The 25,364-nt window shown below is 44.4% G+C and carries 21 protein-coding genes, 1 pseudogene and 1 riboswitch; of the genes and pseudogenes, 16 read left to right on the top strand and 6 right to left on the bottom strand.

Annotated features, from left to right (window positions below; genetic code table 11):
• Positions 1–202: 202 nt before the first annotated feature.
• The 5 genes from PBF_RS04875 (at position 203) to PBF_RS04855 (ending at position 3,198) form a co-directional block, all read left to right on the top strand.
• Entirely contained in the window at positions 203–1,042 is an 840-nt protein-coding gene (locus tag PBF_RS04875; RefSeq protein WP_035327816.1) for a flagellar hook-basal body protein, read from the top strand.
• 34 nt (positions 1,043–1,076) lie between these two features.
• Positions 1,077–1,904, top strand: a complete 828-nt coding sequence (locus PBF_RS04870) for a flagellar hook-basal body protein (protein WP_035327813.1) — start codon at positions 1,077–1,079, stop codon at positions 1,902–1,904.
• Between the two features lie 17 nt (positions 1,905–1,921).
• Entirely contained in the window at positions 1,922–2,191 is a 270-nt protein-coding gene (locus tag PBF_RS04865) for a DNA-directed RNA polymerase subunit beta (RefSeq protein WP_035327810.1), read from the top strand.
• A 124-nt stretch (positions 2,192–2,315) separates the two neighbouring features.
• Positions 2,316–2,744: a 3-hydroxyacyl-ACP dehydratase FabZ gene (gene fabZ, locus PBF_RS04860; protein ID WP_035327807.1), complete on the top strand. Its 429-nt coding sequence runs from the start codon at positions 2,316–2,318 to the stop codon at positions 2,742–2,744.
• Between the two features lie 136 nt (positions 2,745–2,880).
• A complete protein-coding gene (locus PBF_RS04855; RefSeq protein WP_035327803.1) occupies positions 2,881–3,198 on the top strand; it encodes a hypothetical protein in 318 nt (105 codons plus the stop codon).
• Between the two features lie 21 nt (positions 3,199–3,219).
• Here PBF_RS04855 and PBF_RS04850 read toward each other — a convergent pair whose 3' ends face one another.
• Positions 3,220–3,678 carry a YwpF-like family protein gene (locus PBF_RS04850; protein ID WP_035327800.1) on the bottom strand — a complete coding sequence of 153 codons (459 nt, stop codon included), beginning with the start codon at positions 3,676–3,678 and terminating at the stop codon, positions 3,220–3,222.
• Between the two features lie 266 nt (positions 3,679–3,944).
• On the opposite strand from PBF_RS04850, the gene ssb reads away from it, so the two are divergent.
• Together ssb and PBF_RS04840 are read left to right on the top strand one after the other, a co-directional pair.
• The gene (gene ssb / locus PBF_RS04845) at positions 3,945–4,313 is read left to right on the top strand and encodes a single-stranded DNA-binding protein (RefSeq protein WP_035327797.1); all 369 of its coding nucleotides are present in this window, start codon (positions 3,945–3,947) and stop codon (positions 4,311–4,313) included.
• Between the two features lie 5 nt (positions 4,314–4,318).
• Positions 4,319–4,510, top strand: a complete 192-nt coding sequence (locus PBF_RS04840; RefSeq protein ID WP_235192207.1) for a hypothetical protein — start codon at positions 4,319–4,321, stop codon at positions 4,508–4,510.
• A gap of 144 nt (positions 4,511–4,654) precedes the next feature.
• On the opposite strand, the gene PBF_RS24865 is transcribed toward PBF_RS04840, so the two are convergent.
• Complete coding sequence (locus tag PBF_RS24865; protein ID WP_051488814.1) at positions 4,655–5,053, bottom strand: helix-turn-helix domain-containing protein; 399 nt, start codon at positions 5,051–5,053, stop codon at positions 4,655–4,657.
• Between the two features lie 209 nt (positions 5,054–5,262).
• Between PBF_RS24865 and PBF_RS04830 the strand changes: the two genes are divergently transcribed.
• Positions 5,263–5,649, top strand: a complete 387-nt coding sequence (locus PBF_RS04830; protein WP_035327791.1) for a hypothetical protein — start codon at positions 5,263–5,265, stop codon at positions 5,647–5,649.
• Between the two features lie 7 nt (positions 5,650–5,656).
• Here the strand turns inward: PBF_RS04830 and PBF_RS04825 are convergent, their stop codons facing one another.
• Together PBF_RS04825 and PBF_RS04820 are read right to left on the bottom strand one after the other, a co-directional pair.
• Entirely contained in the window at positions 5,657–8,476 is a 2,820-nt protein-coding gene (locus PBF_RS04825) for a DEAD/DEAH box helicase (protein WP_035327788.1), read from the bottom strand.
• Positions 8,469–10,085, bottom strand: coding sequence for an SWIM zinc finger family protein (locus PBF_RS04820; protein ID WP_035327786.1), 1,617 nt, complete (start codon positions 10,083–10,085; stop codon positions 8,469–8,471). Before PBF_RS04820 ends, PBF_RS04825 begins: the two co-directional genes overlap by 8 nt.
• Before the next feature lie 259 nt (positions 10,086–10,344).
• On the opposite strand from PBF_RS04820, the gene PBF_RS04815 reads away from it, so the two are divergent.
• Positions 10,345–11,556, top strand: a complete 1,212-nt coding sequence (locus PBF_RS04815) for an MFS transporter (RefSeq protein WP_035327783.1) — start codon at positions 10,345–10,347, stop codon at positions 11,554–11,556.
• Between the two features lie 313 nt (positions 11,557–11,869).
• Here the strand turns inward: PBF_RS04815 and PBF_RS04810 are convergent, their stop codons facing one another.
• Positions 11,870–13,396, bottom strand: coding sequence for a peptide chain release factor 2 (locus PBF_RS04810; RefSeq protein WP_035327780.1), 1,527 nt, complete (start codon positions 13,394–13,396; stop codon positions 11,870–11,872).
• Positions 13,397–13,558: 162 nt separating this feature from the next.
• Positions 13,559–13,642, top strand: a riboswitch (cyclic di-GMP riboswitch).
• 60 nt (positions 13,643–13,702) lie between these two features.
• Here PBF_RS04810 and PBF_RS04805 point away from each other — a divergent pair.
• The 5 genes and pseudogenes from PBF_RS04805 (at position 13,703) to PBF_RS04790 (ending at position 17,750) form a co-directional block, all read left to right on the top strand.
• Positions 13,703–14,632 (top strand): methyl-accepting chemotaxis protein, encoded by a 930-nt coding sequence (locus PBF_RS04805; protein WP_035327778.1) that lies wholly within the window; start codon positions 13,703–13,705, stop codon positions 14,630–14,632.
• Between the two features lie 51 nt (positions 14,633–14,683).
• Positions 14,684–14,940, top strand: a pseudogene (locus PBF_RS24860) (ATP-binding protein).
• A complete protein-coding gene (locus PBF_RS27180) occupies positions 14,909–15,235 on the top strand; it encodes a hypothetical protein (protein WP_051488812.1) in 327 nt (108 codons plus the stop codon). The pseudogene PBF_RS24860 and the gene PBF_RS27180 overlap by 32 nt, the downstream one beginning before the upstream one ends.
• Positions 15,236–15,721: 486 nt before the next feature.
• Positions 15,722–16,291 (top strand): LysM peptidoglycan-binding domain-containing protein, encoded by a 570-nt coding sequence (locus PBF_RS04795; RefSeq protein ID WP_035327776.1) that lies wholly within the window; start codon positions 15,722–15,724, stop codon positions 16,289–16,291.
• Between the two features lie 154 nt (positions 16,292–16,445).
• On the top strand, positions 16,446–17,750 hold the full coding sequence (locus PBF_RS04790) for a PD-(D/E)XK nuclease family protein (RefSeq protein ID WP_051488811.1): 1,305 nt from the start codon (positions 16,446–16,448) through the stop codon (positions 17,748–17,750).
• Positions 17,751–17,985: 235 nt separating this feature from the next.
• Here PBF_RS04790 and PBF_RS04785 read toward each other — a convergent pair whose 3' ends face one another.
• Entirely contained in the window at positions 17,986–20,106 is a 2,121-nt protein-coding gene (locus tag PBF_RS04785; RefSeq protein WP_051488810.1) for an EAL domain-containing protein, read from the bottom strand.
• A gap of 315 nt (positions 20,107–20,421) precedes the next feature.
• Between PBF_RS04785 and PBF_RS04780 the strand changes: the two genes are divergently transcribed.
• Both PBF_RS04780 and PBF_RS04775 read left to right on the top strand, forming a co-directional pair.
• Positions 20,422–23,202, top strand: coding sequence for a DUF6359 domain-containing protein (locus tag PBF_RS04780; RefSeq protein ID WP_035327774.1), 2,781 nt, complete (start codon positions 20,422–20,424; stop codon positions 23,200–23,202).
• A 71-nt stretch (positions 23,203–23,273) separates the two neighbouring features.
• Positions 23,274–25,256, top strand: a complete 1,983-nt coding sequence (locus PBF_RS04775) for a bifunctional metallophosphatase/5'-nucleotidase (protein ID WP_035327771.1) — start codon at positions 23,274–23,276, stop codon at positions 25,254–25,256.
• Positions 25,257–25,364: the final 108 nt, after the last annotated feature.

Here is a 25,364-nt window from a genome sequence, read left to right as displayed (position 1 = left end):
GACCTGCCACTTTGGCGGGTTTTTCTATTAGGGTCATACGAAAGAATTTGTTTGTAAACATTTTTCCATTTCGGCCGATGAAAGTAAGGTACAGCTTTTTGCAAAATCTGACTAAATTCTTCAAATTTTTAATGTTTATTGTCGGAAAGTTTCTTATAATAGAGCTAGAATATATTGTTCGGAATAAGTAGAGGTGAAACAGATGTTTAGAGGTTTCTACACAGCTGCTTCCGGAATGCTTGCACAGCAGCGGAGAACGGAAGTACTGACAAATAATATGGCGAATGCCAATACACCCGGCTTTAAAGCAGACCAGACGAGCCTGAGGGCTTTTCCGGAGATGCTTCTGCAGCAAATTGGCCGGCAGACCGTGCCGACTGAAAATGGACTGAACCTTCCTTTTAATAATGAAGTCGGCAGACTGACTACGGGGGTTTATATGCAGGAGACACTTCCGTCCTTCATGCAGGGAGATATGAAGGAAACAGGCCTCGGGACAGACCTGGCATTGCTCGATCTTAATTTGCCGGTGAATCCGGATACAGGCTTAAGAGGGACTGTCTTTTATACCGCAGCTGGAAACGATGGCGAACCGCGCTATACGAGGAATGGCAATTTTACCATCGATGCCGGGGGCTATTTAACGACAGCAAGCGGATTATATATTTTAGATGATGCGGGTGAGCGGATTCAGCTCTCCAGTGACCGTTTTACAGTAAGTGAAGATGGTGTGATTACCGGTGAAGCGGGTGAAACAGCCAGACTCGGCATCACTTTTGCCCAAAATCCCGAAAGCCTGCGAAAAGAAGGGGATGGCCTTTTTGCAGCGACAGAAGAGAGTGTCCTCGAAAATGCCTATAATGCACAAAATGTCCAATTCAAGCTGCAGCAGGGTTTTTTGGAGCGTTCCAATGTGGATGCTTCCCGTACAATGACGGATATGATGGCAGCCTATCGCTCTTTTGAAGCAAATCAAAAGGTTCTGCAGGCATATGATCGCAGTATGGAGAAAGCCGCAAATGAAATCGGGCGGATCGGGTAATGTCCATCGGCATACCCGCTAAGGGGGAAAAACAATGAATCGAACTATGATCACAGCAACAAATACTCTCGCCCAGCTGCAAAAGCAGATGGATATTGTCAGCAATAATGTGGCCAACATTGATACAGCGGGCTTTAAAAGACGGGAAGCCAATTTTACTGATTTGCTTTTTCAGCAGTTCAATAATCAGCGGAATCCGGCTGCCGAGGCAGGAAGACTGACACCGGCAGGCATCAGGCAGGGCGTGGGCGCAAAGCTGGCGCAGTCCCAAATCGTCATGAAGCAGGGTTCATTAAAGGCAACAGACCGTCCGCTTGACTTTGCTTTCACAAAGGAAGGCCAGTATTTCCGTGTCCTGGAGCAGACGGAGGACGGAGCAGCAGTGCGTTTTACCAGAGCAGGCGCATTTTATTTAACACCGGTTTCAGATAATGAGACCATGCTTGTGACAGCTGACGGACTACCGGTTCTTGATGAAAATAATAATTCGATTATAATAAATGGACAGGCGAATAATTTTAAAGTGACTGAAACAGGAAGTTTTTTGGCTGAATCCGCTAATGGGAATATCCAGGAATTCAATCTTGGAGTGGTTCAGATCAACAAGCCTCAATTCCTGGAGCAAAAAGGCGATAATCTTCTTGGTCTGCCAGATGGAATAGACGGCGAGGGGATTTTTACAGAGCTGAACGGTGCGCTCCGCGGACAGATTGGAATGGCCCAGGGTTCTCTGGAACAGTCCAATGTGGATTTGTCCAAGGAAATGACAGAATTGATCAACCTCCAGCGGGCATATCAGTTTCAGTCCAGATCCGTCTCCATGGCTGATCAAATGATGGGACTGGTCAACGGAATACGTTAGATAAAAGGGGAAATAAAATGTCAGTAAACAACAGTAATCAAGAAGCAGTCAAGACGCGTGAACAATTGAAAAAAGAACGCAGCAAAGATGAGTCACCGCGTAAAGGGCGGGTTCGCATCCGTCTCATTCCGATCTGGCTTCGGATTATTATTGTCTTGCTTTTAATTTTCCTGAGCGTAACGGCAGGAGCCGCGGTCGGGTATGGTGTCATTGGCGGCGGCGAAGTAAAGGATATTTTTTCAAAGTCCACCTGGATGCATATTGTTGAACTGGTGGAAAAAGAATAGAAATGAAAAGGAGGGCGGCAAACCCTTCTTTTTTTGTTGGCACTTTGCGTATCATCATTTTTTTAGTAAAATAAATATAAGCTATTAGTATCTGGTACTAAAAAATGCATGGGGAGCGATACATATGAAATTAAATGTAGAAGAAATCAAAGAAATAATCCCTCACCGATATCCATTCCTGTTCGTGGATTCCATTGAAGAGCTTGAGCCTGGAAAAAGAGCTGTCGGCAAAAAAAATGTAAGTGCCAACGAGGAAGTGTTTAATGGGCATTTCCCTAATTACAATGTATTCCCGGGATGCCTGACGCTTGAAGCCTGTGCGCAGACAGGTGCTGTGGCACTGCTGTCACTGGATGAATATAAAGGAAAACTCGCCTTTTTTGCCGGTGTGGAGAAATGCCGCTGGAAACGCCAGGTGAGGCCAGGCGATACACTCATCATGGAGGTCGAACTACTCTCCGTCCGCAGAGGAATCGGAAAAGGCAAAGCCCGTGCAACCGTTGATGGCGAAGTCGCGATGGAAGCCGAAATTATGTTTGCGATTGAAAGATAATGATATAAGAAATCCCGTACTGTGCGTGCGGGATTTTTTCTGTAAAAAAATATGCAAGTTGTTTCGGTTTTTGGGAAATATAAAGGAAGACCAATGCAGCAGGTCAACAATACACCTTATGAAAGGAGCTTTTACGATGAATAAAAAGCTTTTGACACTTATTGGAGGAACCGCACTTTCCGCCATGCTACTGGCAGGCTGTGCTACTGACAACCAGGAGCCGCCGCCGGAAGATGATACAATCACTGAAGAAAATGGTGATGTAAATGATGGCGGTATGAACGGTGAAAATGGCAACAACGGCGATATGACGAATGATCTGAATGAAAACACAGATGACAACGACATCAACACAGATGATGACGGCGACATGATGGAAGACAACAACGAGCCGGGCGAAGATGCTGTGGAAGATAATATGGATATGCAGGATGAGGATAATAAGGATAAGTAATAGTTATAAGAAAAACTCCCGTCATGACTGAGCGGGAGTTTCTTTATTTTCTTTTTTAGCGGCAGTCAGACGCGGCTTGCTTTGCATTTTTTCCTTGAATTCGCCGAGCAGGCTTTCACCGATGTAGCCTTTGTCCAATAGGTCCTGAAGCAGCAATTCGGCGTAATCATTTTTCGTTCTTTTTAGTGATCCCTCAAAAAGGATGCTGATATGGTTTTCCAGTTCGCTGATAGAGGTAATTTTAGTTTGGAATGCGGCTGGATCGTTTTCTTTTTTGGTAATAACAACTTGGATGGTCAGCTCGTCCTTATTATCAGCGCGCTTTTTGAAGTACTCAAGATAGGATTTATCAATAAATGCCTCCAAAAGCCAGTTGCTCTTTTCGTCTTCTTTATTGATAATCAATCCATCATCCAGTTCAATATCAATCAGGCCATTTTCTTCCACCAATTGCAGAGAAACAAGTTTAAATGTTTTCATAGCTTACCTCCATCTCTAAAATAAGTTGTCTATAAAAAATTATAACACAGCCCAAACTGAAAGCGAATTTGACGGTTTGTCGAATTTTCTTTTTTCTAATGTTGAAAATCGTATTTTCGAGACTGTTTTTTGCTGAAAAAGAGCCGAAAATTGAATTTTAGGGGTGTTTTTGCCGAAAAAGCACTGTGAAAAACACATTTTGGCTTTTTTACACAGTGGAGAAGTTCCGGCTATGATAAGGCTATCAAAGAGAGGAGATGAAAACCATGATCAATCAAGTGACCCTGGTGGGAAGGCTGACAAGGGATCCTGAGCTGAAAAGGACACAGGAAGGGATCCCGGTGACGAATGTGACGCTGGCAGTAAACCGCCAGTACCGCAACCAGAAGGGTGATATCGATGCGGATTTTGTGCAGTGCACATTATGGAAAAAAACGGCGGAAAACACATCGCAGTATTGCCGGAAAGGCACCCTGATTGGGATAACTGGAAGAATTCAGACGCGGCATTATGATAATCAGGAAAAGAAACGGATTTATGTAACAGAGGTGGTAGCGGAAACCGTCCGCTTTCTTGACAAGAAGAAGACTGAGGAAATGCCGGTGACCGTGACCAAGGAGGAGCTTCCGTTTTGAATGAAGTGTCTGAAAGAGAAAAGGCATTGGAATATATGCTCGAAAGCCTCATCAAGATGCTCGGAAAATCAAACCAGAGAGTCGATGATCTGAACAAACGAGTCCTCCAGCTTGAATCGCTCATCCGTGAAACAGTCATGCAAAACAGCCATACACAAGAGCGGCCAACACCTAAACGCTTCTCCATCATGAACTGACAGCATCCCCATCCAGCTGTCCACACATATTCCTTCCATATAGAAAATCAAATACATCCCCAAAACTTCCCCAAATTGGAACCCGGTACTCGTGTGCCGGGTTATTTTATAGTGACAGGCACCACCCGGATATTGTCGAATACTTTAAAATTCCTTCAATGCCTGAATGTTATTCCTAATCACTCTCACAGCGAGGGCTTTTTTCTTTTCGTTAAAGGTGTATATGTCCAGGAGGGCTTTTTTCAGGTCTGGATAATGGCTTATGATTTCCCGGATCATCTCCATATCCTTATCATCCGGGTTTTCTTTTAAAATGGACTTGTCCGCTGAGTAGGAGGACGGGTTCTCCAATTCATCAGTCAATAAGGTTTTGTCCACTTTATATACTTCTGCCATTTGGACGAGGGTTTGGTAAGTGGGGGTGACCTTGCCTGTTTCGTATTTGCTGATGGTTGAGCGATCCACTTTCAGCATTTCAGCAGCAAAATCCTGAGTCCACTTTCGATCTGTTCTTAACTTTTTCAGTATTTCAGGTAAAGACATCCTATTCACCGCCATTTACTTGCTTTCTTTCTTTTAACTTAGCGGGAATAGCAGCTGAAATGGCCGGTTGTGAACCTAAGTCACACGATATAAAGTGATTATTATTCACTAATGAAGAATTATGCGATTTGGGTAAAAAGAACCAGGGAGGATTTTCACGGAATACGTCGAATATATTTTTTGAAAATAATAAAAGGAGGTTCAATTTAGTGGATAATGGAGAAGAAACCGGGTACCTGTATTTTCAAACAGAAAATGAAAGTTTAAACACCAAACATCAGCCAAGCTTTTTTGATGCACTTCAGCTCATTAAGCTCCAAAATAACAAATCCTATCAAAGAATTCCTCTTAGAAGCCAAACTTCAATTATGATCAACGATACGGAAAGAATTCTTCACTACAAGTTTAACTTCTTATTAAGCCAGGTGGCAATTAAAGCCGGGAACAAGAATCCTACATACCAGCTGCTATCCTGTTTTATTATAAAGGAAGGCAGTAAAGTCACTTTTCTGACGCAAAAACCTAATAAGCCGGAATATGCAAAAATAAAAGAACAGCCTTCAAGCCTTTATGCATATCAAGGACTTGAAGACTGAACCAGCTCTATGTCAGGTGGACCAGATCCCGCAATTCATCTGTTGAAAGCTCGGTAATCCAGTTCTCGCTTGTAATGATCTGATCATTAAGGGACTGCTTTTTTTCAAGCATAGCATCAATTTTTTCCTCGAGTGTGCCGGTAGCAATCATTTTATGCACATGAACAAAGCGTTTTTGTCCAATCCGGTAGGCTCGGTCAGTTGCCTGGTTTTCAACGGCCGGATTCCACCAGCGGTCATAATGGATAACATGGTTTGCTGCCGTCAGATTCAAACCGGTTCCGCCCGCTTTTAGCGATAGCAGGAATACAGGGAATTCGTGATTTTGAAAACGGCTGATCATATGATCCCGTTCCTGCTTTGGCACGCTGCCATTTAAAAACGGCACGTCGAATCCGAATTGTTTTTTCAGCAGGCGGGCGATCATGTTCCCCATTTCGATATATTGGGTGAAAATCAGGCAGCTTTCTCCCTGCTCATGAACAGCGCCGACAAGTTCGCTTAACTTTTCAAGCTTTACAGAACGCTCAAGGACAAGCTTAGGCATCTCTTCTTTTAAATAAAGGGCCGGATGGTTGCACAGCTGCTTTAAGCGGCTTAATAACTGCAGAATCAGGCCTTTGCGCTCAAAACCTGACAGCTTTTCGATCTGTGCGAATGTATCCTGGACAAGCTGTTCGTATAGGGAAGCCTGCTCAGCAGTCAGCGGGCAATATTCCTTCTGTTCAAGCTTATCGGGCAGGTTCAGGGCCACATCCTCATCCTTTTTCGTGCGGCGGAGCAGGAAGGGGCGGATATAGGCCTGCAGCTGCTTAACTTTATTTTTGTCGTCATCCTTCTCAATTGGCAGAACATAGCGCTTCTGGAACTGCCCGAGACTGCCGAGATAGCCGTGGTTCGTAAAGTCAAAAATGGACCAGAGCTCGGTCAAGCGGTTTTCCATCGGCGTACCGGTGAGAGCAATATGGTGCTTGCCCTTTAACTTTCGGACAGCCCGTGACTGCTTTGTCTGGGCATTTTTAATGTTCTGGGCTTCATCAATCGTAATGGAGCTCCACTCGATTGTTTCAAAATCCTCCAGATCCATATGGGTTAGGCCGTAGGAGGTCAGTACAATATCAGACTCCATTACTTTTTCAGAAAAGCTTTCTCCCTTCAGGCGGTTTGATCCGTAATGGAGATATACGCTCATGTCAGGGGCAAAGCGCTCGATCTCCTTTTGCCAGTTGCCGAGGACAGATGTAGGGCACACGATGAGAGATGGGCCGCTGTCTTCATCTTTTTTAACTTTTAGAAGATAGGAGATCAGCTGAATCGTTTTTCCAAGTCCCATATCATCTGCCAGAACGGCACCGAAACCATAGCGGCGCAAAAACAGCAGCCAGCTCATCCCGAGCTTCTGGTAAGGGCGGAGATCTCCCTTGAAGCTTGCAGGGACCTCTTCAAGCGGAAGGTTTTTAATATCGCGGAGCTGCTTGACCATCTGTTTCCATTGGCGGTTAAGCTCAATCTGAATCCGGGCAAATGTTTTAGGATTATCCAGCTCATCTTCCTGCGGGCTCCCGTCAGCCATAAGCTCCTGCTCGATCAAATCACGGACATGCAGACCTTCTTTTTCTGCTTTCTTCATTAAATCCTGGATATGGCGGACAAAATGGGGATCCAGCTTTATCCAGCGGCCGCGAACGTAGACGAGCCGTCTTTTTTCCTCTACCATGCCCCGGAATTCTTCCTCTGTTAAGTCAACGCCATTCATGCTGAAGCGCCAATCATAATCAAGCATCGACTGCAGCCCGACAAACGAAGGACGGTGGCTGCCGGTTCCTTTCACTTTTGCTTTTACCTTGAGGCTTGCGTTCTTCATAGCCTGCCACCACGATGGAAGCAGGATTTCCACGCCAAGTGCCAGCATGGTTTCGCTAGCCTCTGTCAGAAAAGTCCAGGCTTCATCTTCCGTCAGCATAGTCGATATCTCGCCGGGCTTGCCTTCAAGCCATGGGAAAAGCTCCAGCCAGCGCTGGATCTCTTTTTCAATTGAATCCTCATAATCATGCCAGTCATGCGGATAATTCGAATAATCCTTGTAATCGACAAATACATCAGGGTTCTTTTTTCCGCGCAGAAATATCGTCAAATCCCAGCTGGTATCGATATCTCCGGGCTCTTCCAGCTTAAGTCCGATCGAGAAAGGAGCATCATTTGCTTTGACCCCGATCCATTCCTGCCAGCTTTGTTCATCAAAATAAGCTGCAAGATCGCGCGGTGAGAGGTGTTCACTCCTCAAGGCTTCAAGCTTCTCACCGAACTGCGCTTTCGCTTCATGGTTTTGATTCATATAGCCATCAAGGGAGCGGTGAAATAAATCCCCGATAAATTCCCTGACTGGAGAGTCTTCTACTGTCTGCTCCCAAAAGTTTGCGCCAAATTCGGTGATCACACTTTCCGGCAATGCCCAGCGGAATTGATCCTGTTCCCAGGCGGCAAAGTCCGGCATCCATTCCTGGTCCACGATCGAATCATAAAGAGCATGAGAGGAGGCCAGCAGAATTTCGGCCGTTTCATCCCAGCTCCAATCAATCAAACGGTTGAATTGCTCCGCCGCAAACAGGGTGACAAGCTGCCATCCGCTTACAGAAATCCCTTTGATCCCGTCTGCCTCTGCAGCCTCAAGCATGGTGCCGAAAAAGCTTTCCCTGTGATGGTTAAAAAGAAGAGGCTTCCATTCCTTCGGAGAAAGCAGGCGACCCTCTTCATTAACAGCAAAAATCAGGTAGCGGTCATTGTTTATTGGTTTCACTTTCACATGGAGAAATCTCGTTTTAAGCATCGATTAGCTTACCCCTTTTGCATTCTTCCTGAAAGGCGCGGAGACGTTTCGTCTTTTCAAGCAGCAATTCAAGAAAAAGATGCCAGTCTTCCTGGCGTTTCAGCTTGTTGTACAGCGTGCGAAGCTTTTTCATTTTCCGGACGGCCTCGCGGTAATGATCTCTGTTTTTCATATTGATATGGCCAGTGATGGACTGATGATAAAGCGGCAGGAGGATGGAGGGCTCCTTTTTGCTGATTTCCCTGATCCGGTCCTTGCCAAGAGAATCAAGATCAAAGCCAATGAACGCCTGCAGATCCGCCCATTTCATGAATTCGCCTTTTTCAAAAAGCAAATATTCATAGTCACTATAGCTGTACGGCAGCGTCTCCATCAAGGCTTTCTCGTACAAATCCATTTTGCTGCTCTCCAGGCAATATGGAGAAATCGCCTTGATGGCCATCCGGGTAAAATCCATGCAGGCGTAATAGTCATCAATTTCTTTCAGATAATCGCGTAATTTATGGATAAATGCTTCTGCATACGGGCCCATCCGATTCCAATCCTTATTGACTGAAAAGTAATCGAGCCAGTAAAGCATATAAGGTGTCATTAAGATATTTGGCACATTTAGAACACTAAGTGCCTGTTCATCATTGCGTTCAAGAATCTGAAGATGCACATAGCCAGCCAATAACGGCAGGTTAGGCTCCTCTTCTATGGAGGGTTTCAGCTTCTCGATCTCCGCTTCACGCCACTCTTTCTTTTTGAAAAAATGTGTCCATAACAGCCGGTATAAATGGGTTCGTTCATACTCCATCCCAAAAGAACCGGTGATCAGTCCGCTGGAATCATCCTTCAGCTTCTCGATAAATTGATCGAACGCGAAGGGGAGGGAGTGCACCGACAATTTATTCATGATCTCTAAGGAATCTTCCATCAGGGACTGATAGAGGTGGCGGTAATAGCGGTCAATCAATTCCTCGCCATGGCCGTACTTCCTGCTCAGCGCCATCAGCTTTTTAAAAGAAAAAACATAGCCGATCAAAAGATAAAGAAGCTTCCATTCCTGCTCCACCGGCGCTCCCGCTTTCATGCGGCGCAGATACACATGGAAAAGCTCAGGCAGGACATAAGGACGGGGTTCTCCCTGTTTTTCCATCAGCTCGGTAAAGCTTTCGTCGAATGCAGAAGTCCAGCGATCATAATCCGCCTTCATCTGGCCGGAGGATTTCAAAAGATCCTTCGCTTTTTGAAGCCCCCAATTCTTGGCGGTCTGCTTTTCCTTGATCGGCTTCCGCCATTCTTCAATCCACATGGACACACTTCTGGCCTTGGAAAGAAGCTGCAGAAAGACCGCGGTCTGATGGCGGCAAAAACCTTCGGCCGGGCAGGAACACTGACTCAAGTGAATGAATTCAAGGTCCAGCTCAACCTTTGCCGGAGTTACATCCTGAACCGTGGCCAAAACCGTATCACCCTCAAAACGAAGCTGATACACAAGCCCCTGCCGATAAAGCATCAGACCCTTCTGCACCAGGCGTGCATCCTCCTCATTCTCAGCCCGCAGCAGCCCCTTCAGCTCATTCGCTGCAAACTCCAAAGGCTCCAAAAACCGCTCCGGAATCATGTTTATACCTCCTTATTGGTGACAGGCACCACCCGAATTTTGTCGAATCTATTTAGAAAAAGGCTCCCGTAAAACGGATTAGTCGGCCCTGTAAAGTACATTCCTTTATTATAACATTTAGGACAGCTGGAATGAAGGTGCCTGCTGTTTCAAAAATAGCAGAAGGAACATCATATGATATGAATAATCAGAGTTTTTCGATTCCTTCTAAATAAAATGGTATGATAGATTTAACGCTTTAGTGGAACAGGGTGGGGAAATGAATGCTGTAAATGCTCAACAAGAGGAATCAAATAAATATTCGCTGCAGGATGCAGGCTTCAAAAAAATTATGATTGCGATGACGAGTGCATCCATTTTAGTATTCGCAAATTTATACTTTGTGCAGCCGATTATGCCGCTGCTGGCGAATTCATTTGACATCACATCTGCAGCAGCCGGTTTATCATTGTCTGCTGCTGTAGTTTCGATGATTTTCGGATTGCTATTCTTCGGATTTCTGTCTGATCGAATCGGGCGGGTTTCCATAATGAATTTCACGCTTGTCTGCACCATTATTCCGCTGGTGCTATTGCCGATCGCGCCTAATTTTGAAACCTTTCTGGTGCTTCGCTTCCTGCAGGGCTTTTGTATAGCGGGCCTGCCTGCAGCTGCCATCGCGTATTTAGGGGAGGAGCTGGCTCCGGGGGGCATCAGTCTCGGCATTACGATGTATATTGCAGCCAATGCCATTGGCGGAATGGCCGGCCGCATCTTCGTCGGATACATTGCTGATATGGCCAGCTGGCAGACTTCTGTCTACTTCTTATTTGGATTTTCCATTTTGCTGTTCATCATTTATTTTAGGGCTCTGCCAAAATCTCATTATTTTAAGCCCAGTAAAAGATCTGTACAAAAAGACTTGACAGGCATGGGATCACATCTGAAAAATACGAAGCTTTTCCCTGCATTTGCGATGGGAATCCTCCTCCAGTTCTCGTTTACAGGAGTATGGACATACCTGCCTTTTTATCTCGAACAGGACCCTTTTAATCTCTCTGTAAAAAATATTTCTTTTACCTACCTGGCATACAGCTTCGGTATTGTTGGCTCCATTCTGGGCGGAAGGCTGTCTGCTTATTTCAGGCAAACCACACTGGTCTCGGCAGGAACCGTCATTTTAATAGGTGGGACCATGTTTACCAATGTGCACTCCTTATCGGTAATTGTAATAGGCCTATGCCTGACCTGTCTGGGGTTCTTTGTGGCGCATTCACTCATGGCAGCTATTGTAAATGAGCGTGCCGTCCATCACAAAGCCGGTGCCTCGAGCATCTATCTCGTAAGCTATTACCTTGGAGTCGCAACTGGAGGGACGCTTGCCGGCCTGGTATGGCAGAATGGAGGCTGGACGGGGATTACCGTGGTTTCCTTTGGACTGCTTCCCGTAGTGATGTGGCTGATGGCGGGCAGCCGGAAGGTTCTTCGCTGAAATGATAGGGGTGTTCCGAGAGGGATGAGCGGATTTATCTGGGGTAACTTCGGACCGAATGAGCAGAAATAATGTAGTTTGAGTCTGAACTTGGAGCAGCTTCAGACAGAGAAAGCAGAAATTATCCACTTTGAGTCTGAAGCCCAGGGGACTTCAGACAGAGAGAAGGTGAAACCACCAATTTGTGTCCGAACCCGAGGGTAACCTTCGCTGAGAGCGACCGCTAATTTGTCCTCCAGAGTCAGAACCCGTGCCCGAAAGCACTCAAAAACCCCAATCAATAACAATTGGGGCAGCAATTTGATAGGTTATTTTAACGGGGATCCCGTTCCTGCCCAGTTTTCAAGTCAATGACCTTAACCGGGTTCTCCGGTGCATCAACCGTCTTGCTCGCTGGGGCGGCATGTCCGTTTTCCACCCAGTCAACCAGCAGGTCAAATGATTGATGAGCATAAGGCAGCAGAGGCTGAAGTTCTTGATCCGGATCGGTGCCTGGGTTCCAGACAAGGCTGTCTACATGGTTGCCGTTCTCAATCGTATACATCCGGTGCAGATCCTGCTTTCCGGCTTTCTTGACCAGCTTTTGATATCCCTTTGCATGGATCTCCGGGAAAATCAGCGCGTCCAGTGATCCCGTGAAAGAGATGAGCGGCACATCTATATCACCTGTATTGGCCACTTCCTTAATATTTTCTTTCACTTCCTTCGGCCGGGTCACATACTTATAATCTTCAAAAATATGATCATAGGAACGGTCTCTCATGCCATTAACGAAGTTCAGGTAATTGCTCCAATCCGTCCGGCCTGGTGCTTCCGGATCGAAATGGTCCCGATAGATATTCAGCGAGACAAACCAGTATACCTGATCATGGTAGGCCCAAAGTTTTTCCGACCCTTTTGGCAAACCCGCTTTGTATAGCTCTTTAACCGCTTTTTTCTGTTCTTTGCCGCTGCCATACAAAGCTTCCTCAGCATTATTCACAACAGTGGTCAGGGAACTGATCAAGTTTTCTTTTTTCTCCGTCCAGAGAACACCTTCCCAGTCAACTCCTCCATCAAAAAGCCGCGGTTCTCCGGTTTTCTCCGGTGCATCATTTTCAAGAGCATAACGCACGACGTAGCCGCCATTGGAAATTCCCATTGCATATGTAGGAATCTTATGCTCTGCTGATACTAAATCACTCGCAGGATCAGAAGAGTCTGCTGGATCGATCAGCCCATCTGAATGATGGATGGCTAAGTACTGCTGAGCGGCTTTCGTAACCTGGCGGAACCGCTGATGCCATTCTGCTACACTATCATCCTCATCGGCTAAGGCATTTTTTACTTTTGCCAATGGATCAGCCGAATCAGCCTCACCCTGGGTCCCTTTATCGATTGCAGCAAAAGCATATCCTTTTTCCAGTACATAATCGCTGAAAAGAAGATCAGTCGACGTTTCATTCCTTGTCGCGGGGATTCCCGAAACTGCCAGCCGGCCATTCCAGTGATCCGGAACCCTTATGACAAACTGGGCATCTTCAAAACGGCCATTTACCTGAGTCCCTGTTACAGAAGCAGGCTTGTACATTTGATGCCATCCGGTTCTCTCAGCGGCATTTCCCCAAAGATAAGGGACAAGCCCGATATTGCCGTAAAGGGTCGCCTGCTGATATTGGAGGGGATTTTTAGTGGTCAGCCAGTTGTTGCCGGCACCGTCAAAGTATTGTTCTGTTACTTTATGCGCGCCAGGTATGATCGCCTGGTTTTCCAGAGCGGTCTGCTCGGCAAAACTTCTTTCCGGAATAAGTGACAAGCTTAAAACAGAAGCCAAAGATAACGCGATCAATTTGTTTTTCAGATAAATCCATCCTTTCTTCGTAATTTCTTACATTACCATTCTACTTTTACTAAATATGGAAATCATGGGTCATAGTGATTAAATAATTGAATTTTCAGCATAATACAAGAGCATTAAAGATTGTGATAACAAATCGATACTAGTACTATAGACTTATGAACGGAACATGTTGGAAGCAATGAGAATTCAAGGGGAATTGGGCGCTTGAATGAATTCGAGCTAGTAGCGCAACCGGCCAGCACTTACAGGGGATCCGTCCTTTTGTAAGGATATGTTCTTACAAACTTTTTTGAAAAGAGGAAGAGCATGCTTACAACATATCAGCCTAATCATGTTAAAAGCACACAGGTTCTGGAAAAAGAAGCTGTTTTGGCTGCAATTGAAAATTCTCTGGCTATGATTGAATTTGATGGGAACGGGAAAGTGCTCTGGGCAAATGAGAATTTTGCCCGCACCGTGAAATATCGGGCAGAAGAGATGCCAAATATGATCCATAAGCAATTTTGCACCCCTGAATTTGCCGCCAGCAGGGAATATCAGGAGCTTTGGAGAAATCTGCGCAAGGGCAAAAGCTTTCAGGAAAAAATCCAGCGTGTGACCAAACAAGGAGATCTTATCTGGCTGGAAGCAACATACACACCGGTATTCGGCGATGACGGCAAGGTCGCTGGTGTCGTGAAAATTGCTACGGATATAACTGAGCGGGAATCGAATACGGCACAGGTGGCATCCCAGCTGCAGGAAATGTCAGAAGCCCTTAGTGAAAAAGCAAAAGCTGGAATTGAAAGAAGCGAAGAGGCCGCTCAGGCAATAGGCAAGCTTGTTCACGAATCCAAAGGAAACCTGGAAATCCTCCATTCTCTCAAATCGCAGGCACAATCTATCAGAAGCATCGTAAAAACAATCCGGGAAATAGCGGCGCAAACCAACCTGCTCGCCTTAAATGCAGCCATAGAAGCCGCGCGTGCCGGCGAACATGGCAGGGGTTTCAACGTCGTTGCCGGAGAAGTGCGAAAGCTTGCAAACCGGGTGCAGGACTCCATCCAGGAAGTCAACGCCCATATCGAAGGAATATCAGCTGAAATCAACAAAGTCAGTGACGCCACCCTGCTATCGCAGTCAGGCATCTCTGCAAATCAGGTTCTTAATGAACAGGCGGTATCCGCATTTAAAGATATCGGGGAAGCAGCAAGAAAGCTGGATGCGCAGGCGAAGGGCTTTAAGAGTATTTTATAAATGAATGAATAAACGATATATGGGGCTGCTTTTAATGCAGCTCTTTTTTTGATGAAATGGCAGAAAAAAACATTAGACATGCTTCGGCAGCCTCTCGAAACAGGTAAAGTGACGATTAACCGTGTGCATTCAACTGTCACTTACCTGCGTTTTTTATTCTTATTGGAGCCATTATCCCCTGTCCTTGCGGCTGCCGTGGATCCCCACATTATTGCACCTGTACCAAAAAGCAAATTCGATCCTGCATAAATCGGATTAGATCCTGTTCTGGATCGTATGGATATTCTGCTTTCTCTAAATTCAGTTGATCTGGAGCTAAAGAGTCGAGATACGGATTCTTCTGAAATTATTCTTAGTCGCGTTATTCGCGCCCGCGAGCTTCAATCTGAGAGGAATAAAGGGCTGACTAATGCAACCGTTCCGGTTGTAACCCTTATTCGGACAAGTTTTCTAACGGAAAAACAGCGTACATTTATTAAGCAAATGTCAATGAATCACGAATGGAGTAATAGGGAAGAAATCAAAATTATTCACATGGCTCGAACTATATCAGACTTGGCTGGTGAGACCCGTATCACAGACGAGTCTATTGGAAAGCCGTAAAGTTTAGGAGGGAATTTCTTATTTTTCACAATATTTAGGAGTTGTTTTCGGCGTTCTCGACCTATCCCTCTGTCCCGTTCTAGAAATTAAGCCAATTGATCGAGTTTTCAAACTTATCTTATGGGGAAACAGACAAAGGTTAACGTTATTACTTTTTTAAAAGGAGGACAGTCTGGCTCTACGAAAAAGCATTTTACATAACGAGGAGAGTCCAAATGAATTACATCAAATGGATTACGGCCGCTGCCGCAATGGTATTTGTGCGGCAGTCACAATTTTGCCTATTAAAATGGGACACCTAACCTGCATAAGCGGGAAGAGGTGCTTTATTTGATTCGGCTGGAAAATTCAAATGAAAAACTGGTAATTTATATTACAAAACTATTAAAACCTATTTTATTTGTAACAAAAAAAGAGTTTTACTGAAATCTATCTGTTATCTTCCGGTGTTAATATGTTCCTATCAAGGGACATAAAGGAGATAACATGAAGAAATTAGTAATCTATTTGGTAACAGCTGTTTTTCTATCGTTTGGATTTTCCAATGTCGCTTCAGCCGCCGGAAATACGCATACAGTGAAACAAGGAGATACGCTTTGGGCTATCTCTAAAAAATATAGCGTAACAGTACAGCAAATTAAATCATGGAATAAATTAACTTCAGATAAAATCAAACCTAAGCAAGTTCTAAAGGTTACGGGAGCTTCAGCAAAAGCTGCAGCACCTAAAAAGACAGCTGTAAAGGCTGCATTATCGACGAAAGCTTATAAAGAAATTAAAGTGAAAGCGACGGCCTATACTGCCAGCTGCAAGGGCTGCAGCGGCATAACCTATACAGGAATCAATCTGAAAAAGAACCCGAACGCCAAGGTTATTTCAGTCGATCCAAAAATCATTCCTCTGGGATCTAAAGTATTTGTTCCTGGTTATGGAGAAGCAATTGCAGGGGACAAAGGCTCTGCTGTAAGAGGAAATAAAATTGATGTCTTTATTCCAAATAAACAGCGTGCATTGCAGTGGGGAAGTAAGACAATTACGATTAAAGTATATAAATAATAGAGTGAGAGAATCTTCCTGGTGGAGGTTCTCTTTTTGAATACGAATATAGTCATAATTACCTAAAGATATTATACTAGAGTGTAAAAATAAGATTAAAATTTTGGCTCTTTTTCCGCGGCTCATTCGTTTAGAAGACAAAGGGGAGATGAATGTGAAGACAAAGGAATGCCCGCGCTGCGGAAGTGCGCTTATAGAAGATGCATGGGAAAGCCTCGCAGAGACAGAAGATGGCGGATTGATTCTTGATGGATTTCCCGCATATGTGTGCCGCGGGAAGTGCGGCTATGTGAAGAGGATTGAAGACATACCCGCAGCTATTGCACAGCAGGGGAACGATCGGCTTTTATTGCTTTACCCTAATGAGCAAGGCAGAATTTTAGATATCGGGGAGTCTATCATTTGGCCGCCGATGCACTATCAATCTATCCTTGGAAGAGGATATTGGGAGGATTATATGGGAAATCACGATGTAGAGATGTTGCTTGATAATGCCCGTGACAGCCGGGCTGCGTTTAAGGATGTCCCGAATATATTTGATTATGCCACCAGTGAGCTTTCACAGGATGCTTTTTTATGCTGGCTTATGGCCTGGAGTGAATCGCCATATCGATCACTGGACAGTTCCTTATATGAAGCTGCCAATCAGTTTTTGGCGGCTATTTTTCATCTGCATGGGCTGCCAGCTCCGGTGATTGATTCGATAGAGATCAAACGCCAGTTTAAATCTCTCGACATTTTGACAGTCGTTAATGATACATACGCTATTTTAATAGAGGATAAAACATTTTCGAAAAACCATTCCGATCAGCTTAATCGGTACCGTAAGTCGGTTGAGAACGAATATCCTCATCTGATCCAATTGCCGATCTATTATAAAATTGCTGACCAAAGCCATTATCGATCCATTGATCAAGCAGGCTATAAACCATTCAAACGGACCATGATGCTGAAGGTTCTGCAGGAGGGGAAAGACAATGGTGTGCAAAATCCGCTATTTATTGATTATCTGAACCATCTGCAAAAGATAGAAGATAGTGTGGCATCTTTTAAAACAAAGGCTTTAGCAGAATGGGACCATTATGCCTGGCAGGGATTTTATCAGGAACTGCAAAAAGAAATTAACGGAGATTGGGGCTATGTTTCAAATCCGGCTGGCGGGTTTTGGGCATTCTGGTGGGCATCTGCAGCCAATAAACCGTATTTCCTGCAGCTCGAACAGCATCGCCTTTGCGTTAAAATTAGCCCTGAAGAAGGCGAAGATAAGCGCAGTGTCCGAAAAGAAGCTATGGATGCGATTCTTCTGGAATCAGACAAGCACGGCCTTAATCTGCAAAAGCCTGCAAGAACAAGGATTGGAAAGGTCATGACAATTGCGCAGCGGCTGGATTACATTCAATTGAATAGTGACGGAACTGTTGATTTGAAACGAACCATTGATCTATTAAAGAAATATTAACTTGTCTGAGTTTGGGAGAATCTCCTGGGTGGAGGTTCTCCTTTTTTGGGGGGAGGAAACTGAATTTGTGAACGCTGCAAATAGCCCAGGAAACTTGCAAATAGCCCAGAAAATTTGCAAATAGACTCAAAATCCTGCAAATAGACCCATCAATTCACAAAATAGAATTCTCTCTCCCCGCGCCATTCCCAATAAAAAGCCCATCCCTATCAAGGAATGGGCCAAAATGAGAGATCTACTCCAGTAAACAAATAAATTCCTCAACGGGCAGGGGTTTGCTGAATACATATCCCTGCACATACTTGCATTGTGTGGCTTTGAGGAATTCGAGCTGTTTTTGTGTTTCGACTCCCTCCGCAATGACGTCAATACCCAGCCGGTCGGATAAGAAAATAAGAGATTCGACAAGGATGGCATGGTTTTTATTTGTTTCAATCTCTTTTATAAAGGATCGATCTATTTTAAGAGTATCAATCTGGAAGTCTTTTATATGTGTTAAAGACGAAAATCCTGTTCCAAAGTCATCGAGAGCAATCCGGATCCCGATATTTCTTAGTTCCTGGATGATGGAATTCACTTTTTCTTCATTATAAAGAAAATGTGTTTCGGTGATTTCCAATTCAAGCAAAGCGGGCGGGATCTGAAAAATATCCAGAGTACGCGTAATATAGTTGATCAAATCATATTTCATAAACCGCTGCGGAGATATATTAATGGATATTGGCACAACCGGAAGGCCTTCATTCATCCATAATTTCAGCTGGACGCATGCCTGCTTGATGACCCAGTCGCCGATATCGAGGATTAATCCCGTTTTTTCAGCTACAGAAATAAATTCTCCTGGCGACATCAGCCCCAGTTCCGGATGCTGCCAGCGGATGAGGGCCTCCGCGCCGACAATCCTGCTGCTTTCAATATCCATTTTGGGCTGGTAATGCAGAATGAATTCTTCGTTCTTTAAAGCTTTTTGCAGGCCGCTTTCAATTAAAAATACCTTTTCCGTTTTAACATTAATATTTTTGGTATAAACCTCAATGCTGCGGCCGCCTTTTTCTCTGCCGCGGTGGAGAGCCGCATGGGCATTTTTAATCAAGTCAATATGGGAGTCCCCGTCTTCCGGGAACATGCTGATTCCGATAGAAGCCTGAAGGGGCAGCTCGTAAGCATCAATATGAATTGGTTCGCTCAGTGTGCTGAATATTTGCTCAGCACACTGAATCGCTTCCTCTCTTGAGTGAACCGGATAATGGATAATCACAAACTCATCCCCGCTCATTCGCGATACAAAGCAGCCTTTTTCCTGAAAAGCCCTCAGCCGGAGCGCCACTTGCAGGAGCACCTCATCCGCAAGCGTATGTCCGAGAATATCATTAATATATTTAAAGCGATCAAGGTCCAGATATAACACCGCAAATTTCTCATGCTGAGCCTGTATCAATGTCTCAAGTCTATTTTCCAGCAGTCTTCTTTTCGGAAGATTGGTCAGTGAATCATGATAGCTGATATGCTGAACCTTTTGCAGCAGAAGCTTATGTTCAGTAATATCTGTTATGATTCCATTAAGCCATATCAGGTTCTGATCATCATCCAGCCTTGGAATCGTTTGATCACTTACCCACCTTATAGAACCATCTGGACGGCAGATGCGGTATTCATGCCGGATCTGTTTTCCTTCTGAAAGCAGTGACTGGGTCTGTTCATACTTTTCCAAGTCTTCCTTGTATACGATGTCCTTCCAAATCACTTTATTTGTCAAAAAGTCAACAGGATCTCTGCCTGTTATTTTTCTGTTGCCTTCAGAACATATCATGAATCTATTTGCTTTTACATCATAAGCCCATATCCCCGCGTCAATGCTTTCTAATATCATGTTTTTCCGATCTTCCACCTCTGCCAGTTTGCGCTGAATTTCTTCATACTGGAATTTCTTTAAGGCAGTCTGCTGTTCAGGAACATGAAGAATAAGACTGGCTCCCGCCATAATCCCATTAAAGTAAAAAGGAGAAAAAATGGATAAAATCTCCACAATTTTACCTGCTTGAATGCCAAAGTAACTGCCCCGCTGTGCTTTCCCGTCAATAATGGCCTGCTGGAAAAGCGTTTTAGCGGAGCCTCTGTCATTATGAATAAAGTACCTGGTAAAGTCCTCTTCCGTATCTTCCGTATAGCCGAATAAGAGCTGGGAAGCATCATTGCCATAAAGTATACTTCCCTCTTTATCTATAAAAAAAGCCGCGTCTGGATAATCATGATACATGGCTTTAAAGGATCCTAAGTGATCTTGATGAGTTTGGCCGGGATCTTTCGAAGGAACGAAAGGAAAGAAGCGTGAACTTTTCCTCTTTCTGATTTCCATATATTATCTCCTTATTTCGTATTTCTCCCTATTTATAGTAAAAGGATACTACTAATACCCATTATTTTCAATTTTTGTTTTCCTGTTCCTTAAAGATAAGGAGTCTGAGAAAAGTTCATAGAGAATAGGTCTAATAGAATGGTGTTCCGTTCGCTTAAAGGTCTTTATACCTTATTATACAGTGAGATAATTTTCCCGTTTTTACTTATTTACTCAATTTTTACAAATATCAGATTGTACGCTAAAAAGAAGAGTGATTTACTAGAGTGGTAGTGCGTGTAAACGCTTAAAAATAAGGATATAGGAGAGGATCGCATGATAGAAAAGCAGCGCATAAAGTTAATCAGCTTTATAAGTGTTTTCGCTTTAATTCTTAGTCTATTCAGTCCCTTTGCCGCGGCGAGTGCAGAAGAAGTGAAGTCTGTGGCAGAAGCGATTGCGGATAATAACGGCACAGCAACGGTTGAAGGATATATTGTGGGAACGACCGCAAATGGACCGAAATATACCCATACTGGCCCATTTTCTGTGAATACAAATTTGGCCATTGCCGATTCCCCAAGTGAAACAGACCCCAGTAAAATACTGCCGGTTCAATTGCCGAATAATTCCATCAGGACAGAGCTGAATTTAAAGGACAACCCGAATTACCTCGGGAAAAAAGTCCAGATTACAGGCTCACTTGAAGCATACTTTACAGTCCCGGGGTTAAAGAGCCCAATAGCTTACACTTTTGTAGAAGATACAGGCACACCACAGGTTACAGCGGTTACAGCTACCCCTGGGGCGGGCCCTGTTAAAGCTGGAACAGCAGTAGAACTATCGACCTCCACTGATGGCGCTGTAATCCATTATACAGTTGATGGGTCAGAACCCACTGCTGAAAGCACAGTATTCTCTGATCCAATCATTATTAATGAAGAAACGACGATTAAAGCGATAGCTGTTAAAGAAGGCTTAACAGACAGCAAGGTATCTGTATTTCAGTACATGATTGGGCTGGAAGATTTGCGCATTCATGATATTCAAGGTGCAGGCCACTATTCCCAATATGTGAACCAGCAGGTTTCAGATGTTGAAGGAATTGTCACTAAGGTGGTAGACAGCAGTAATTTCTACATGCAGGATCAGCATCCGGATAGTGATGAAAATACATCTGAAGGAATCCTCGTTTATAAAAAGGGCCACGGAGCATCTGCAGGAGATGTAGTATCCGCTTCAGGACAGGTGAAAGAGTGGGTGCTTGATGGCTATTCAGACAAGCTGAAAACAGACCTTCCTGTAACAGAAATCAATGCAGCATCGATCGAAATCATTGCTTCCGGTCAGAAACTTCCTGCTCCGGTCGTTATTAACAAAGAAAATCTTCCGGCTGAAATTATTGATAATGATGAATTAAAAGAATTTGATCCAAAACAGGATGGAATCGATTTTTACGAAAGTCTGGAAGGCATGTTTGTTCAGGTGGATAACGTTAAAGTAGTTGCCCCGCAGAAATACGGTGAGCTAGTAGTGGTGCCAGGAGATGTGGATACGAACACAGCGGCAGGCGGACTGCGCATTTCAGAAAACGATTTTAACCCGGAGAGAATCACCCTTGATATTAATGATGAAGATTTTGTTGCAAAAATGGGCGACAGCTTCAAAGGCAGCATCCAGGGCGTTGTCAGCTACGGCTTCAGTAACTATAAAGTGTTAAGTGACACAGACACATTGCCGGAATTCGTGGAAGGCTCTGCGGCTAGAGAAGAAACAAACCTTGTACCTGAAGGGGATCAATTAACCATCGCGTCTTATAATGTTGAAAACTTCTCAACCAAAACAGATGCGGAAAAGGTTACGAGATTAGCAGAAGCCATCGTCCAGAATATGAAGCAGCCGGACATCATTGGCCTGACAGAAGTACAGGACAATGACGGACCAACAGATAGCGGCACAACAGCAGCGGACCAAAGTGCAGCATTGCTGATTGAAAAAATTAAAGAGCTTGGCGGACCAGCCTACACATACACAGATATTGCACCGGAAGATAAACAGGATGGCGGCCAGCCGGGAGGAAACATCCGTGTCGGCTTCCTGTATAACGCTGAAAGGGTAACTTTAACCCAAGGCGAAAAAGGATCAGCAACAGATGCAGTTGATTTTGAAAGCGGCAAACTGACGCTAAACCCAGGACGTATTGACCCAACAAACGAAGCCTTTGAAGATAGCCGCAAAGCATTGGCAGCCCAATTCGAATTTCAGGGCGAAAGCGTCATTGTCGTAGCCAACCATTTTAACTCGAAAGGCGGAGATCTTCCGCTGTTTGGAAAAGTGCAGCCGCCAGTCTTAAACAGCGAAATCCAGCGCATGAAAATCGCTAACGTTGTGAACGGTTTTGTAAAGAATATCAAAGCGGAAGACCCTGATGCCAATATCGTCCTGCTTGGCGACTTTAACGATTTTGAGTTCTCCAATCCTTTACAGGCTCTAAAGGGCGAAGAACTGACTAATATGATTGAAAAAGTTCCGGCAGAAGAGCGATACACCTATACTTATCAGGGAAATGCACAGGTGCTGGATCATATTTTAGTATCCAACAATCTAGCAAAGAAAACAGAAGTGGATATTCTTCATATCAACTCGGGCTTCATGGAAGAGCACGGCCGTGCAAGTGACCATGACCCAGTCATGATCCAGACAAGCTTAAAGCCGGCAGCAAAACCGGAAGAGCCTAAATATGACCATGTTTTCAATCTGATAAACTACCATGCGAAGAAATTCGTGGCTGGACCACATAATGCATTAGTTGTGATGGATGGCACTTCAAGCCTCTCGCAGGGTCTATGGCTGAAGAAATCAGCAGCAGTTAAAGGCGAAGGCCTGAAACATACAAAAGTGGTCATCAGCTCGGCCAGCAAAGGGGCAGTTGTTGACCTGACAGGATCAGAAACTAAAGAAGTGATGATTGAAAGTGACAAAGTCGTGGAAATCCGCGGTGCTGAAAATGTGCAGAAATGGACACTTGGGAAAAAAGCAGATCCATCTCATATCATTTTCAAAGATTCGGATGGGGAGATAATGGAGTCTCCTTATGAGGAAGAGGAAGCGGCATAACAGTGAAAGCCGGAGTGCAGCAGCTCCGGCTTTCACTCCCTTTGAGTAAAAATTGAAAGGAGCATTTTTTTATGAAATTACCTATTAAAGTATTATCAGCAGCAGCCTTATCAGCAGCATTAACCATCTCAACAGCAGTTCCGGCAGGCCTGGTTTCAGCAAATGAGACTTCAGCTTCAGATTTCACGCTTTCGTTAATGCATACCAATGACTCACACGCTAATATGGACAGCGCCGCAAAAAAAGTGACGGCTGTAAAGGAAGTAAGAGAAGCGAAACCGGATGCCCTTCTTGTTGATGCAGGAGATGTTTTTTCCGGTACTTTATATTTTAATAAATTCCTTGGACAGGCTGACCTTGAATTTATGAATCTCATGGGCTATGACATTATGACTTTCGGAAATCATGAGTTCGATTTGGGTTCAAGTGCGGAAGGCCATCAAGCACTGGCTGACTTTGTAAAAGGAGCACAATTCTCATTCGTCAGTTCAAACGTAGATTTTTCTGAGGATGCCAACCTGCAGGGATTGTTCAGTGACCTTATATCGAGCGAACCAGCTGATGGAAAAATATATAATGGCATCATTAAAGAAGTTAATGGAGAAAAAGTAGGATTCTTTGGCTTGACTACAGCTGAAACAGCCAGCATTTCCAGTCCGGGTAATGTTGCGTTTGAAGATTATCTTGAAGAAGCAGAAAAAGCAGTAAAAGCTTTCGAGGGCATGGGTGTTAACAAAATAGTGGCTGTAACTCATATTGGCTATGATGATAACCCAAATGTGGATAATGATTTAAACCTGGCTGCTCAAGTAGATGGAATTGATGTGATTGTGGGCGGGCACAGCCATACGCAATTAAATGCTCCAGTGGTTGTGGAAGCTGACGAAACAGGAGCGGCAAAGGATCCGACTGTTATTGTACAAGCCGGCCAGTACAATAATTACCTCGGAACGCTGGATGTACAATTTGACGAGGCAGGAAAAGTAGTCGGGCATGCCGGCCAGCTTATTAAAATAGCGGATAAAGCAGAGGACCCTGAGGCAGCAGTGCTGCTTGAAAAATACTCCTCACAGATAGAAGAATTAAAGAACACGGAAATTGGAGCAGCAACGCTGGCTGCCCTTGAGAATCCGCGGACAAGCGGAGACAGCACAGGACCAAGTGTACGGAAAAATGAAACAGCGCTGGGCAACCTGATTACAGACGGCATGCTGGCAAAAGCAAAGCAGTATAACAGCAATGTCATCATGGCGCTCCAAAATGGAGGCGGCATTCGTGCAGGAATTGACGCTGGGCCAATCACAGTTGGCGAAGTAATCACGGTTCTTCCATTTGGCAATACATTAGCCACTATGGAGGTAACGGGTGCTGAATTAAAAGAGGCATTTGAAATCAGCGTAGGACAATATCCTGCAGAAAATGGCGGCTTCCTGCACGTGTCCGGTGCAAAAGTAAAATTCGATTCCACTAAACCTGCCGGAGAGCGGATTGTTTCGATTGAATATAAAAATGAACAGGGCACTTACACTGAAATCCAGGACAATCAAACCTACACAATCGCTACGAATGCTTTTACAGCTAAAGGCGGAGATGGATATACAGTGTTCGCAAAAGCTTACCAGGAGGGCATGGTGACAGATTTGGGGCTTTCTGACTGGGAAAACTTTGCGGATCACCTATCCAGCCTGGGCACAATCAAACCGGCAGTAGAAGGGCGTATTATAGACGTTGACAGCCTGCCTCCGGTAACAGAGCTGGATTTTGAAAAGGAATATAATCTTACGGATGATAAAAAGAAGAAATTAGTATTGAACAAAGTTTCATTTATTAATGTAGAAGAAACAGCTGAGATTAAAAATGGCATCTGGCTCAAAAACTCTGCTGTATTGCAGGGTGATGGCCTTAAAAATGTGAGTGTCCGTGTAACACCAAAGAAAGAGCCAATCATCGTGGACTTTAGCGGTGCAGAAGTGAAAGAAGTCATTATTGAGAAAAGTGATTTAGTGGAGCTTCGAGGGGAAGAGAATATTAAAAAGATTAGTTATCGAAAGTAATGAAGATCAGAATAAACTGCATACCATGTCTGGTGTGCAGTTTTCTTTTGAGGAATGATTCCGCCCTTTTGCTGCTCTTTTTGATATGATGGATTTAAGAAAAAATTT

The organism is Cytobacillus firmus DS1 (genome assembly GCF_000565285.1).
GTDB classification, from domain to species: Bacteria; Bacillota; Bacilli; order Bacillales; family Cytobacillaceae; genus Cytobacillus; species Cytobacillus firmus_A.
Note: the sequence above shows the minus strand (reverse complement) of the source record. Positions and strands in the feature narration are given on the sequence as shown.